Source organism: Streptomyces canus 299MFChir4.1 (assembly GCF_000383615.1).
In the GTDB taxonomy this organism is placed as follows: domain Bacteria; phylum Actinomycetota; class Actinomycetes; order Streptomycetales; family Streptomycetaceae; genus Streptomyces; species Streptomyces canus_C.
Map to the genome: position 1 here is coordinate 180,744 of NZ_KB911587.1, position 14,069 is coordinate 194,812.

Genomic DNA, 14,069 nt, shown 5'->3' on the forward strand with positions numbered 1-14,069 from the left:
TCATGCACTCCAACTCTGTCGGCAGACTCAGCAGCCCGACTCGCCGCGCCGTGCTCGGGACGATCGCGGGCATCGCGGCCGCCGGGGTGGCGGGCGGGTACGCCTGGGACAACCTCGGGCACGGCAGCGACGACCGTGGCGGTACGGCCGCCGACGGCCCGAGCGCCCGGCCCACCGGGGCTCACACCTTCGAGCGCCTGTCCGACCCGGGCCGCACCGTGGCCCGCGCCGCCGACGGCGGCACGCTCGCCACGTTCACCGACGGAGCCCGTACGGCCGTACTCACCGGGCCCACCCGCAGCTTCAGCGAGCCGCGGACCACCGAGGCCACGGTGAGTACGGACGCCTGGGTGCGGGTGCTGCCGCACGAGTGGCAGCGGGGCATGGAGAAGTCCGCCTCGTTCAAGGCCTGGTTCCGCAAGGCGCTCGGCGACACCAGCCCGGACGTCTTCGCGGTGGCGTTCCAGTACAGCAGCGCCGGGGCGCCCGACAAGCACAACGCCGCCGGCGTGCGCTACGCGGGCACCGCCCATTTCGGCCCGCGCAATGCCGCGGTCAAGAACCCGCTGGACTTCGCCTACTACGACGAGAAGTCCGACTTCTACGACTACCTGGGCATCGACTGGACCTTCCCGGACGGCACGCGCGTGCAGCCGGAGAAGGCCCGCTACGGCGACGCCGACTGCTCCGGCTTCCAACGTCTGGTGTGGGGCTACCGCATGGGCATCCCCCTGCACAACACCAACACCAAAGGCGCCGGTCTGCCGCGCCGTGCCTTCGCCATCGCCGCAGACGGTCCCGGCCGCCTGGTGATCCCCCACACCGGCACGCGGCAGGCCACCGACCTGGACGCCCTGCAACCCGGCGATCTGGTCTTCTTCGCCATCATCAAGGACCGGCCGGACTTCATCGACCACGTCGGCATGTACATGGGCCTCGACGAGCAGGGCCGGCACCGCTTCTACTCCAGCCGCTCCGCCGCCAACGGCCCGACCATGGGCGATCTGTCGGGCCACGCGCTGCTGGACGGCACCGACTTCTACGCCCGCGGCTTCCGGGCGGCCCGCCGCCTGTGATCCCGCCGCCCGCGCACCGCCGCCTCACCTGACCTGCTGATCCGAGGACCACCGCCATGACCGCCACCCCCACCGTCCGGCCCATCGGATCACACCGCGGCCGCCGCCAGCCCGGCCCCCGCTCCGGCCTGCCGGAAGAAGCCCCGCGCTGGGAGCGTCCGGCGCTCGCCGCGGTGCTGGTCGTCGCGACGGTGCTCTACTCCTGGGGTATCGGACACGCCGCGCTCCACCCCTTCTACGGTGCGGCGATACGGTCGATGGCCGACAGTTGGAGAGCCTTCTTCTTCGGCGGGCTCGACGCGAGCGGTTCGATCAGCATCGACAAGCTGCCCGGCGCCTTCTGGCCCGACGCCGTCTCCGTGTGGCTCTTCGGGCCGCACACCTGGGCAGCGGCGCTTCCGCAGGTCGTCGAGGGCGTCCTCACCGTATGGCTGCTGCACCGGATCGTACGGGCCTGGGCCGGTCCGTTCGCCGCGCTGATCGCCGCGCTGACGCTCACCCTCACCCCGGTCACGGTGGCGCTCAACCGTGCCACCATCCCGGACACCGCGCTCACCCTGCTCCTGGTGGCGGCCGCCGGAGCGCTGCAGAAGGCGGTGCGCACCGAGCGGCTGCTGCCACTGATCACCTGCGGGATCTGGGTCGGGCTCGCCTTCCAGACGAAGATGCTGCAGGCGTGGCTGGTGCTGCCGGTCTTCGCCGTGGTCTACCAACTCGCCGCGCCCGGAACCCGGCTGAACCGGGCCCTGCGCCTCCTGCTGGCCGGTGCGGTCGCCCTCGCGGTCTCCTGCTCCTGGATTCTGATCGCCTGGGCGACACCGGCCGCGAGCCGCCCGTACCTCGACGGAACGTCCGACAACAATCCGTTCGCTCTGGTCTTCGGCTACAACGGCCTGAGCCGCTTCAGCAGCGATTCCACCGCCTTCGGCGCCGTCGCGGGCACCGCAGCCAGCCGCACCACCGGCAACACCGGCTGGGACATGCTGATCAACCACACGGTCGGCCCGCAGGTCGCCTGGTTCCTGCCGCTCGCCGTGCTCGCCGCCGTCCTGGGCTTCGTCTGGCGCGCCGGGCAACCGCGAACCGACCTGTCGCGCGCGGGTTTTGTGATGTGGGGTGGCTGGCTGGCCGTGCACACCCTGGTGTTCAGCGCCTCCAACGGCAACCACGCCTACTACACGGCCGTCATCGCCCCGGCGCTCGCCGCGCTGGCCGGCGGCGGGCTCGCGCTCTTCCGATCGGAGTATGAGGCGAATTACGAGCCGAAGCCGGAGGCGGAGCGCGAGGCGGCCGGCCGGCGGCATCTGGCGCTCCCGGCGGGGATCGTGCTGACGGCGGTGTGGGCGCTGGTGCTCGACTGGCCCACCCGATTCGTCTCCTGGCTGCTGCCGGTCGTCGTGATGCTCGCGCTGTGCGGCGTGGTGGGCCTGTGGAGCCGCGGGCCGCGCACTTCCCCGAGGATGATCCAGGCCGCCCTCGCCGCCGGAATCGCGGCCACTCTGGTCGTACCGGCCGGCTGGGCCGTCTCCGGCCTCAACCCGCTCTACGCGGGCGCCGCCACCTCGCCGATGGCCGGTCCGGTCGGCAAGTCGTACTACGAGCACCCCCGCCACGCTCCGCGCAGGAGAGGGCTCGGCCGGCCCAACGCACGCGACACCGCCCTGCTCGACTACCTCACCGCGCACCGTCACGGCGAGAAGTACCTGCTCGCCACCCAGGCCGCCTACACCGCCGAGCCCCTGCTCCGCGCGGAGTCCGAGCCCATTCTCGTCATGGGCGGCTTCACCGGCGGCACGCCCTTTCCCACCGCCCAGCAGCTCGGCGGCCTCGTCGCCACCCACCAGTTGCGCTATGCGCTGCTCACCACCCAGCGCCCCACCACTCCCGCCACCACCTGGGTGAAGTCGCACTGCACCCCCATCCGGCCCACCGCCTACGGCCGCCAGACCGACGGCAGCTTCGCCCTCTACGACTGCGGCAATTCCCCGCGGTGAGGCGACGCCCCGAAGCCAGGGCCCCGACCGCTCCGGCACACGGCGTCCCGACCTCTTGCAGGGCGGGAAGTCGTGCGGCCTCTCGTGCGGTTCGGCTGATTGCTCAGAGCCAGTCTCTGTGCTTGAAGATGAGGTACAAACTGGCACATACGATGGCCATCAAGGTGATCGCAAAGGGGTATCCGAAGCTCCAGCCCAACTCCGGCATGTGCGTGAAGTTCATTCCGTAGATCGTCCCCACCAGCGTCGGAGCGAAGAGAATCGCCGCCCAGGCCGAGATCTTCTTGATCTCCTCGTTCTGCTCGAACCCCGCCTCCGCCAACGCCCGCATCTCCGCGTTCTGTTGCTGGGTGACCAGGGTCGCGTTCACCGTGAGGATGTCGGTGAGGGCCTGGCGGAAGCCGTCGACTCGTTCGCTGGTGTGGGTGACGTGGTCGGCCACGTCCCGCAGATAGCGTTGCAGTTCCTCGTCCGTGCCGTACTTGGCGAAGCCGGCCATCAGGGCGTGCAGCATGCCGACCAGGGGCCGGGTCGCGCGCTGGAACTCGACCATTTCGCGGGAGAGTTCGTAGATCCGGCGGGAGACCTCCGGGTCGCCGCGGAAGACCTCCGTCTCGATCTCGTCGATGTCGTTCTGGACGCCCGCGACGACCGGCGCGTAGCCGTCGACCACCGCGTCCAGGATGGCGTAGAGGACGGCCTCGGGGCCCAGCTTCAGCAACTCCGGTGTCTTCTCCATGCGGTGGCGCACCGCCGAGAGGTCGGGGGCCGCCCCGTGCCGGACCGTGATCACGAAGTCCGGGCCCACGAACACGTGCAGCTCGCCGAAGTCGACCTCCTCGGGGGCGTCCAGATAGCGGGCCGCCCGCAGGACCACGAAGAGCGTGTCGCCGTAGCGCTCCAGCTTCGGGCGCTGGTGTGCCTCCATCGCGTCCTCGACGGCCAGCGGGTGCAGGTCGAACTCCTCGGCCAGGGAGAGGAGTTCGCTCTCGGGAGGGCGGGCCAGGCCGATCCAGGCCATGCCGGACGGCTGTTCGCGCAGTTCACGGAAGGTGTCGGCGAGGGTCGCGGGGGAGGACACGCGTACGCCGTCCCGGTACAGGGCCGCCTGGACGATGCTCGGCGGTTCCGGCTCCGGTGCGGACAGCTCCGCGCGGGGCTCCGGGTGCCGATCGGGCGCCGGTGGCTGGTTCAGGGCACGGCGCCACACGGACTTCTTGGGGCTGTTCCCCGAGTTCTTCCCGGCACGTCGCTCGGACATCGTGGCTGCCTCTCGCTGTCGGGTCGGCCGATGTCGGCGTGATCACGGAGCAGGGTATACGGGGCAAATGACATCGTGGGGAGGACCGCACGAGGACACGGTGAGAGTCGCGGACAGAACCTGTCCGCAAGCGCGTCTAGCGTGTTCCTCATGACGAAGACGACCACGTCGGCCCCCGTGCTCGGCCTCCGCGCCCTGAACCGCGCGACCCTCGACCGGCAGCTGCTCCTGCGCCGGTCCGGTCTGTCCGCGAAGGCGGCCGTCGGGCATCTGCTCGGCCTCCAGGCCCAGAACGTCAAGCCGCCGTACTACGCGCTCGCCGCCCGCCTCGACGGGTTCACCCCCGAGGCGCTGTCGGAGCTGATGGCCGATCGCGAGGTCGTCCGGATCGTCACCATGCGCTCGACCATCCACACCCACACCGCCGAGGACTGCCTCACCCTGCGGCCTCTCGTGCAGCCCGCCCGCGACCGCGAACTCACCAACTTCCGCAAAGGACTTGAGGGCGTCGACCTCGACCGGCTCGCCGTTCTCGCGCGGGAACTCGTCGAGGCCGAGCCGCGCACCATGAAGCAGCTGCGCGAGGCCCTGCTCGCCGAGTGGCCGGACGCCGATCCGCAGGCCCTGGCCATCGCCGCCCGCTGCAGGCTCCCCCTCGTCCAGGTCACCCCCCGCGGACTGTGGGGCAGGAGCGGCCAGGTCGCGCTGACCACGGCCGAGCACTGGCTGGGCCGCCCGGCCGAGTCCGGCCCCGCCCCCGACGCCACCGTCCTGCGCTACCTCGCCGCCTTCGGCCCCGCCTCCGTCAAGGACATGCAGACCTGGGCAGGGCTCACCCGCCTCCGCGACGCCTTCGAGCGGCTCAGGCCCCAACTGCGGATCTTCCGCGACCAGAACGGCGTCGAGCTCTTCGACCTGCCCGACGCGCCCCGCCCGGCGGAGGACACCCCGGCCCCGCCGCGCTTCCTGCCGGAGTTCGACAACCTGCTGCTCTCCCACGCCGACCGCACCCGCGTGGTGCCGAAGGAGTACTGGGGCCGCAGCTGGCAGGGCAACCAGGCCTACTGCACGCTCCTCGTCGACGGCTTCCTCGCGGGCGTCTGGAGGCTCACCGCGGACGCCCTCGTCGTCGAGCCCTTCGGCCGGCTCACCAAGGCGCAGCGGGGGGACGTCACCGCGGAGGGGGAGCGGATGCTGGCCACGCTCCACCCGGGGACGCCGTACGACATCCGGTTCGGGACGGTCGTACCCCACTGATCGTCCCTGCCGGCAGTCCCTGTGCGAACCGCCGGGGCCCCGCCATACATGGATAGGGGGCGTTGCGGGCCGCTCGTGGTGGCCCGCAACGCCCCCGGTCTCTCACCTGAGGGATGCTCAGGAACCTCTGGGAACCTACGAGTTGACCTGCGCGGTCACGAGGCTGGAGAAGGTGGTCAGCCGGGTGTAGACACCCGGGTAACCGGCCTGCGCGCAGCCCTCTCCCCATGAAGTGATCCCTGCCAGGACGCCCCCGATGAGCAGGGGACCGCCGCTGTCGCCCTGGCAGGTGTCTGTGCCGCCGGAGGTGTATCCGGCGCAAACCATGTCGGTCTGGACGAAGTCCGAACCGTAGGAGCTCTTACAGCTGGAGTCGGACACGATCGGGACGGTCGCGGTCCGCAGCTGGTTGGAGGAGCTGCCGCTGGACGAGGTGGTGCCCCAGCCGAGGATGCGGGCCGTGGTGCCGGCCGCGTACACGCTCGTCTGGGAGGAGGAGACGTACGAGGCCGTCGTGTACGGCATCGAGGTCGACAGGGTCAGCACGGCCACGTCGTCGCCGTTGGTGGCGTCCGTGTAGCTCGGGTTGATCCAGATCTTGCTGACCCGGCTGACCGTGCCGTTGGTGCCGTTGAGGTAGGTGCGGCCGCCGACGACTCTCACACCGCTGGTGGTCTCGCCGACCATGCAGTGGGCCGCGGTGACCACCTTGGTCGCGGAGACCAGGGTGCCGCCGCAGAACTGGTTCTGCGAGGCGTCCGTGATCTGCATCATGAACGGGTACGAGGTCGTGGTCGTCGTGGTACCGCCGACGATGGGCTGGGGGGCGGAGACGGCGGTGGGGGCGCCGAGCAACGCGGTGGCGGCGGCAGCGGCGGTCGCCAGGGCCACGGCGCCGGCCTTCTTCGCACGGGTGAGACCGAACATCGGTGAGTCTCCTCAGGGAGTGCCGGTGGGGGGTCGCGCGGGTGTGGGGGGTGGTACACGGGGGTCGCGGGACCGACCCCCGTATGCCCGGGCGAGCGGCATGTGCATAAGCTAGAACGCGGAAGTTCCCCCTCCCAATGAGGGAACCCCCTAAGGGAGTTGGGCAGGGAAAACCCTCGGTCGGCCTTCGACCGGCCCTGGGAGACGCTGTTCTGACGGACCCTCGGCTACGGTCGGCGACCCGCCGCCAGCCGGACGATGTCCACCCGGGAGCGGATCCCGAGCTTGCGGTAGACCCGGGTGAGCGTCGCCTCGACCGTCTTCACGCTGATGAACAGCCGCGCGGCTATCTCCCGGTTGGTGGCGCCCTCCATGACGAGTGCGGCCACCTGGCGCTCCATCGAGGCGAGCCCTTCCAGGCTGTCCAGCCCGTCCGGTGCGACGGCGGCCGCGGGCTCCGGCACCACCGGCCGGGCCAGCGCGGCCGCCTCCACCTGACGCAGCCACGGCAGCGCCCGGCAGCGCCTGAAGAGCCGGGCCGCCTCGTCGTACGAGGTCGGACCGGGCCGTCGGGTGCGCAACTGGGCCAGGGCGAAGGCGGCGCGGGCCTCCTCAAGGCCGTGGCCCAGCTTGGCGAGCCGATCCTGCACCGACGTCAACTGGACCACTGCCGCGTCGTGTTCACCCCGCGCCGCCCGCACCATGGCCTCGGCCCGGTCCAGCACGGCGAGCACGCTCTCCCGGCCGAGCCGCAGCGCGTTCACCCGCGTGACGTCGATGACGTCCTGCGCCTCGCCGGTCTCCCCGATGCGTACGAGGGCCTCGGCGAGGTCGCCCTGCCAGCGGCCGCGCGCCGGGTCGGTGATGCCGAGGCCGTGCTCCAGCTCGCGCACCCGGCGCAGCGAACGCACCGCCCCCTGCGCGTCCCCGGCGACGAGCTGCGCGTACCCGAGGGCGGTCAGGCCCCGGGACTCGTACATCTGGTCGCCGTTCTCCTCGGCGTGGTCGACCGCCTCCCGGGCCAGTTCGAGTGCCCGCTCGACACTGCCGCCCGAGGCCTCCGCGAGGGAGGCGAGCACGGCCGAGGCCACCTCGCCGATCCCGGTGTCCCGGGCCATCATCAGGCTCTCCCGGGCCAGGTCGAGGGCCCGGCCGCAGTGCCCGGAGCGCAGCTCGGTCTCGGCCACTCCGCGCAGGAAGTGCACCTCGCTCTCGACCGATCCGCGCCGCCGCACCTCGCGCAGCAGCGCGGTGACCGTGGCGCGGGCCTCGGGCAGCTGGTCGCTCATGATCAGCCAGCGGAAGCGGGAGTACCCGGCGCCGTTGTGATGGCAGGCCACCCGCGGGTCCTGGGGCTCCTTCAGGGCCTGCTTGATGGTCGCGGGGGCGTCCGGATGGCCCATCAGGGTCTCCAGCTGGGCCTGGAAGGACAGCGCCATCAGTTCGTTGTAGCGGTCGCCGGCCCGCGCGGCCAGCGCCGCCGAGCGCGCGGCCTCCCCGCGTGCCTCGTCGAAGTCGCCCTCGACGAGCAGCGCCCGCCAGGCCAGCTGGTAGCGGATCAGGGCGAGCAGTTCGGGGTCGTCGCCCGCGTCGGCCAGCGCCTGCGGGAAGACCGCGTCGACCTCCGTCATGGCGTGGCCCGCCGTGTCGATCACGATGATCCAGGCCCGCACCCGGTCCGCGGGCACGGTGGCCCGGGTGAGCACGTCCCGGGCGATGTCCCGGGCGAGATCCAGTTCGCCGGCGGTGATCGCGTCCTCGGCCGCCGCGAGCCGCCGTACGTCCGGAGCGGGCACGCTGTCGGCCGGGGTGTGCCGGGCCGACAGCAGCCCGAGGGAGGCGGCCATGGAGGGCGCGCCCCGGTCCCGGGCCAGGGCCGCGGCCTCGGCGAGCCGGGCGGCCACCTCCGGGTCGGCGCCGGTGGTCGCGAGGGCCAGGTGGCGGGCCCGCTCGATCGGGTCGGAGGCGGCCGTGGACAGCGCCCGGTGCGCGTCCCGCCGCTCCTGCGCGGGCGCCTCCGCGTACAGCGCGGCCGAGATCAGCGGATGCGCGAAGCGTACGGCGGGGCCCTCGGCCTCCGTCGCGAGCAGGCCCAGCGCGGCCGCCTGGGCCATCTCGGCCTCGGCGTCCCCGCGGCCGGCGGCGTGCAGCAGGGCCGGGGTGGGGCGGGCGCCCGCGCTCGCCACCAGGAGGGTGCGCCGGGCCTCCTCGGACAGCATCTCCAGACGGCTGAGCACCAGGGCCCGCAGCGAGGTGGGCACCGGCAGCGGCTCGCCGGGGCGGGGCGGGGTCGGGTTCTCGGTGAGCGCGCGGCCCAGTTCCAGGGCGTAGAAGGGGTTGCCGCCGCTGGTGCGGTGGATGTCCCGGACGGTTGAGCGCTGGAGGCCGGTGTAGCCGCGGTGGTCGAGCAGCGCGGCCGTCTGGGCGCGGGTGAGCGGGTTGAAGCGGACGGCGAGGCTGTCCGGGGGCAACACGCGTAGATGGCGGTCGTACTCGGGGCCGTCGGTCCGGACCGCGCACAGCATCCGTACGGGGATGTCGCCGAGCCGGCGGGCGGCGAAGCCGAGCAGTTCCAGGCTGGCCGGATCCAGCCACTGCACGTCGTCGGCGACGACCAGGACCGGACCTTCGGCGGCGAGGGCGCGCAGCGCCGACAGCACCGCCAGGCGCAGGGCGAGGCCGTCGCGCTGGAGGGTGGACTCGCCCCGGCCGGTCAGCGCCGATTCGAGCGCGGTGCGCTGGGCGGCGGGCAGCTTGTCGGAGATGTCGTCGAGAACCAGGCCGAAGAGGTCGGCCAGGGCCAGGAAGGGGAGGTGGGATTCGGACTCGGTGGCCGAGCAGCGCAACACGGTGTGGGCCGCTTCGCCGCATTCCGCGGCCAGGGCCCGCAGGACGGTCGACTTTCCTATTCCGGCGGGGCCGTGCAGGAGCACGCTGCCGCCGCGGGTGAGCTGTTCACGGGCCTGACCGAACAGCTCGTCCCGGCCGATGACCAGGTCGGGGCGGCCTCTCGCAGGCTCCTGGAAGTCGCGTGGCACGGTCACCGCTCCCCTCCCTGTGTCGTGTCCTGGCCAATATTAGGCAAGGTGCTTTGAAATTCGGCTGGAAGACGTGGTGAGGGAAATAACAACCCGTACCGCATGGATAAATTCAAAGTACCTGCGAATGAATGATAGGCGTACAAATGTTACGGGAGCAGTCCCGCTCGGCGTGCGACGACCACCGCCTCGCCCCGTGTCCCGGCACCGAGCTTCCGCATGGCCGACCGCAGGTACGCCTTGACCGTCTCGGCGCCCACGCCCAGCCGGTCCGCCGCCACGGCGTTCGTCGCCCCGGCCGCCACACAGGCCAGGACGTCCAGCTCGCGAGGGGCCAGAGCGACCTCCTCCGCGGGCTCGGCGTCGCCGGCCAGGAGCGCGCACGCGTCGAGCAGCTCGGCGCGCAGCGCGGGGTCGCCGATCCGCGGGGCCAGTGCCCTGAGCGCCGTGTGGGCCTCCCGGACCTGCTCCCACGCCGAGGCGTCGCCGTGACCGGGCTCGGCGCGCGCCGCCACCAGAACCTCCCGTACCTCGTCGCCCACGACCAGCGCCTGCTCCACGTCCCGTGCCGCGTCCACCGCCGCCGACAGCGTGCGGTCGCCCAGCGGCCGGGCGTCGCGCAGGGCGCCGTACAGCACGCCCCGCACCCGGCGCCGTACGACCACGGGCACGGCCAGCACCGAGCGCAGCCCCTCCGCGGCGACGGCGGCGTCGTACTCGTGGCTGATCTGCCGCGACAGGGAGTAGTCCGCCACGGCGCACGGGCGGGCCAGCGCGACCGTCTTGCCGCCGAGGCCGTTGCCCGAGGTCACCGCGAGGGCGAGGAGCGAGGTGGTGGCCGTGCCGCTCAGTTCGCTGATCCGTATCCGCGGGCGCCCGGCCTCGACCAGACCACCGAAGGCGACCGGGAGGCCCGTGGTGCGCCGCAGCCGCCCGAGCGCACGCCGGATCTCCACCGCGCCGGCCGCGTCCACTGTCACCTGTTCGTCCCCTCACCGCGGCACACACCCCCGTTCGGGGGTAGTGAGACCTGCATCACGGATTACACGATGGCAGAGAGCCGCCCGGCAATGGTCCGGTACGAGGAGGACGCAACATGACGGCCACGGAGGACTTCCGCGGGGCGCGGGACTTCCTGCTCCAGCACCGCGAGGACTACGCCACGGCGTACGAGGGCTTCGCCTGGCCCCGCCCGCGCCACTTCAACTGGGCGCTCGACTGGTTCGACGTCATCGCGCAGGGCAACGACCGCACCGCCCTGCACATCGTCGAGGAGGACGGCGGCGAGGTCCGGCTGTCGTTCGCCGAGATGGCCGAACGGTCGAACCGGGTCGCCAACCTGCTGCGCGAGCGCGGGGTGGAGGCCGAGGACCGCATCCTCGTCATGCTGGGCAACCAGACCGAGCTGTGGGAGACGGCCCTGGCCGCCATGAAACTGCGGGCCGTCGTCATCCCGGCGACTCCGCTGCTCGGCCCCGCCGACCTGCGCGACCGCGTCGAGCGCGGCCGGGTGCGGCACGTCCTGGTGCGGGCCGAGGACGCCGCCAAGTTCGACGAGGTGCCCGGCGACTACACGCGCATCGCGGTCGGCGGGGTACCGGAGGGCTGGCAGCCGTACGAGGACGCGTACACCTCCTCCGAGGAGTTCCTGCCCGACGGTCCGACCCTGGCCGACGACCCGCTGATGCTGTACTTCACCTCCGGGACGACGGCCCGGCCCAAGCTCGTCGAGCACACGCACACCTCGTACCCGATCGGGCACCTGGCGACCATGTACTGGATCGGGCTCAAGCCCGGTGACGTGCACCTCAACATCTCCTCGCCCGGCTGGGCCAAGCACGCCTGGTCCAACCTGTTCGCGCCGTGGAACGCCGAGGCGACCGTCTTCATCCACAACTACACGCGCTTCGACCCGGGCCGGCTGATGTCCGAGATGGACCGGGCCGGGGTCACCACCTTCTGCGCCCCGCCGACCGTGTGGCGCATGCTCATCCAGGCCGACCTGACCCAGCTGCGCACACCGCCCCGGGAGGTGGTCGCGGCCGGTGAACCCCTGAACCCCGAGGTCATCGAGCAGGTCCGGCGGGCCTGGGGCATCACCATCCGGGACGGCTTCGGCCAGACCGAGACGGCCGTGCAGGTCTCCAACAGCCCCGGACAGGTGCTGAAGACCGGCTCCATGGGCCGCCCGAGCCCCGGCTACAAGGTGGAGCTCCTCGACCCGGTGTCCGGCGCGCCCGGCGCGGCCGAGGGCGAGATCGCGCTGGACCTGTCGGCCCGGCCCGTCGGCCTGATGACCGGCTACCACGGCGACCCGGACCGCACCGCGGAGGCGATGGCGGGCGGCTACTACCGGACCGGCGACGTGGCGTCCAGGGACGCGGAGGGGTATCTGACCTACATCGGGCGCAGCGACGACGTCTTCAAGGCCTCCGACTACAAGATCAGTCCCTTCGAGCTGGAGAGCGCGCTCCTCGAACACGAGGCGGTGGCCGAGGCGGCCGTCGTGCCCGCGCCGGACGAGCTGCGGCTCGCGGTCCCGAAGGCGTACGTCGTGCTGGCGGAGGGCTGGGAGCCCGGCCCCGACACGGCCAAGGTGCTGTTCGAGCACTCCCGGCAGGCGCTGGCACCGTACAAGCGGATCCGGCGGCTGGAGTTCGCGGAGCTGCCGAAGACCGTGTCGGGAAAGATCCGTCGGATCGAGCTGCGTGAGGCCACGGCGGCGGGGTCGGACGCGGAGTACCGCGAGGAGGACTTCCGGTGAACTCGTACACGCACGGGGTGAGCACGACGGAGCTGCTCGGCGACACCATCGGGGCCAACCTGGACCGGGCCGTGGCCACCTGGCCCGAGCGTGAGGCGCTCGTCGACGTGCCGTCGGGGAGGCGTTGGACCTACGCCCAATTCGGCGCCGAGGTCGACGAGTTGGCGTCCGCACTGCTCGCCTCCGGGGTCGCCAAGGGGGACCGGGTGGGCATCTGGGCGGTCAACTGCCCCGAGTGGGTGCTCGTCCAGTACGCCACCGCACGCATCGGCGCGATCATGGTGAACATCAACCCGGCGTACCGCACCCACGAGGTCGAGTACGTCCTCAACCAGGCCGGGATCTCCCTTCTCTTCGCCTCCCTCAGTCACAGGACCAGTGACTACCGGGCGATGGTCGACGAAGTGCGCGGCAGGTGCCGGGAGTTGCGGGAGGTCGTATACATCGGCGACCCGAGCTGGCAGGCGCTGCTCGGGCGGGCCGTGCCGGACGCGGCGCACCCGGAGCTGTCCTGCGACGACCCGATCAACATCCAGTACACCTCGGGCACCACGGGCTTCCCCAAGGGGGCGACCCTCTCCCACCACAACATCCTCAACAACGGTTACTTCGTGGGGGAGTTGATCTCCTACAGCGAGCAGGACCGGATCTGCGTCCCCGTCCCCTTCTATCACTGCTTCGGCATGGTGATGGGCAATCTGGCGGCGACCTCGCACGGCGCCTGCATGGTCATCCCGGCCCCCTCCTTCGACCCGGCGGCCACCCTGCGCGCGGTTCAGCAGGAGCGCTGCACCTCGCTCTACGGCGTCCCGACCATGTTCATCGCGGAGCTGAACCTCCCCGACTTCGCCACGTACGACCTCTCCTCCCTGCGCACCGGCATCATGGCGGGCTCGCCCTGCCCGGTGGAGGTGATGAAGCGGGTGGTCGCGGAGATGCACATGGCGGAGGTGTCCATCTGCTACGGCATGACGGAGACGTCCCCGGTGTCCCTGCAGACCCGCAGGGACGACGACCTGGAGCACCGCACCGGCACGGTCGGCCGCGTCCTGCCGCACATCGAGGTCAAGGTCGTCGACCCGGCGACCGGGGTCACCCAACCCCGGGGCACGGCAGGGGAGTTGTGCACCCGCGGCTACAGCGTGATGCTCGGCTACTGGAACGAGCCCGAGAAGACCGCGGAGGCCGTCGACCCGGGGCGCTGGATGCACACCGGCGACCTGGCGACGATGCGCGAGGACGGGTACGTCGAGATCGTCGGCCGCATCAAGGACATGATCATCCGGGGCGGCGAGAACATCTACCCCCGCGAGATCGAGGAGTTCCTCTACGCCCACCCGAAGATCGCGGACGTCCAGGTGGTCGGCGTCCCCCACGAGCGCTACGGCGAGGAGGTGCTGGCCTGCGTCATCCCGCGGGACCCGGCGGACCCTCCGACCCTCGACGAACTGCGCGGCTTCTGCGAGGGACGGCTCGCGCACTACAAGGTCCCGAGCCGGCTGAAGATCCTCGGCGCCTTCCCGATGACGGTGTCCGGGAAGGTGCGGAAGGTGGAGCTGCGGGAGGCTTACGCGGAGGAATAGAGGAATAGAGGTGTCCGGCTGATCAGTCCGGTGGTCGAGGAGCCCAGCGCGTCGTTGTCCGCCGGCCTTGGGGCGGTGCCGGGGCTCGGGTGACGTGCCGGTCTTCGTCGCTGCCCGGGCGGGTTTGGTGGGTGTTGGCTGTCGGGGTGTCCCGCCGTACGGGTGTTGG

General features: G+C 71.8%; 9 protein-coding genes. 5 read left to right on the forward strand and 4 right to left on the reverse strand.

Going from position 1 to position 14,069, the window contains the following annotated elements:
* The first annotated feature begins 2 nt into the window (after positions 1 to 2).
* Together H293_RS0116715 and H293_RS0116720 are read left to right on the forward strand one after the other, a co-directional pair.
* Positions 3 to 1,076, forward strand: a complete 1,074-nt coding sequence (locus H293_RS0116715; RefSeq protein ID WP_020119006.1) for an NlpC/P60 family protein — start codon at positions 3 to 5, stop codon at positions 1,074 to 1,076.
* A 56-nt stretch (positions 1,077 to 1,132) separates the two neighbouring features.
* Positions 1,133 to 3,070, forward strand: coding sequence for an ArnT family glycosyltransferase (locus H293_RS0116720; RefSeq protein WP_020119007.1), 1,938 nt, complete (start codon positions 1,133 to 1,135; stop codon positions 3,068 to 3,070).
* A gap of 103 nt (positions 3,071 to 3,173) precedes the next feature.
* Here H293_RS0116720 and H293_RS0116725 read toward each other — a convergent pair whose 3' ends face one another.
* On the reverse strand, positions 3,174 to 4,331 hold the full coding sequence (locus tag H293_RS0116725) for a magnesium and cobalt transport protein CorA (RefSeq protein WP_020119008.1): 1,158 nt from the start codon (positions 4,329 to 4,331) through the stop codon (positions 3,174 to 3,176).
* Between the two features lie 150 nt (positions 4,332 to 4,481).
* Between H293_RS0116725 and H293_RS0116730 the strand changes: the two genes are divergently transcribed.
* A complete protein-coding gene (locus tag H293_RS0116730; protein ID WP_020119009.1) occupies positions 4,482 to 5,588 on the forward strand; it encodes a winged helix DNA-binding domain-containing protein in 1,107 nt (368 codons plus the stop codon).
* Positions 5,589 to 5,723: 135 nt separating this feature from the next.
* Here the strand turns inward: H293_RS0116730 and H293_RS0116735 are convergent, their stop codons facing one another.
* From H293_RS0116735 to H293_RS0116745, 3 genes are all read right to left on the reverse strand, one after another.
* Entirely contained in the window at positions 5,724 to 6,515 is a 792-nt protein-coding gene (locus H293_RS0116735) for a S1 family peptidase (RefSeq protein WP_020119010.1), read from the reverse strand.
* 227 nt (positions 6,516 to 6,742) lie between these two features.
* Positions 6,743 to 9,559, reverse strand: a complete 2,817-nt coding sequence (locus H293_RS0116740; protein WP_020119011.1) for a helix-turn-helix transcriptional regulator — start codon at positions 9,557 to 9,559, stop codon at positions 6,743 to 6,745.
* A gap of 143 nt (positions 9,560 to 9,702) precedes the next feature.
* Complete coding sequence (locus tag H293_RS0116745) at positions 9,703 to 10,533, reverse strand: response regulator transcription factor (RefSeq protein ID WP_028807907.1); 831 nt, start codon at positions 10,531 to 10,533, stop codon at positions 9,703 to 9,705.
* A gap of 116 nt (positions 10,534 to 10,649) precedes the next feature.
* On the opposite strand from H293_RS0116745, the gene H293_RS0116750 reads away from it, so the two are divergent.
* Both H293_RS0116750 and H293_RS0116755 read left to right on the forward strand, forming a co-directional pair.
* Entirely contained in the window at positions 10,650 to 12,317 is a 1,668-nt protein-coding gene (locus tag H293_RS0116750) for an AMP-binding protein (RefSeq protein ID WP_020119013.1), read from the forward strand.
* Positions 12,314 to 13,900, forward strand: a complete 1,587-nt coding sequence (locus H293_RS0116755) for an AMP-binding protein (protein WP_020119014.1) — start codon at positions 12,314 to 12,316, stop codon at positions 13,898 to 13,900. Before H293_RS0116750 ends, H293_RS0116755 begins: the two co-directional genes overlap by 4 nt.
* The last annotated feature ends 169 nt before the right edge of the window (positions 13,901 to 14,069 follow it).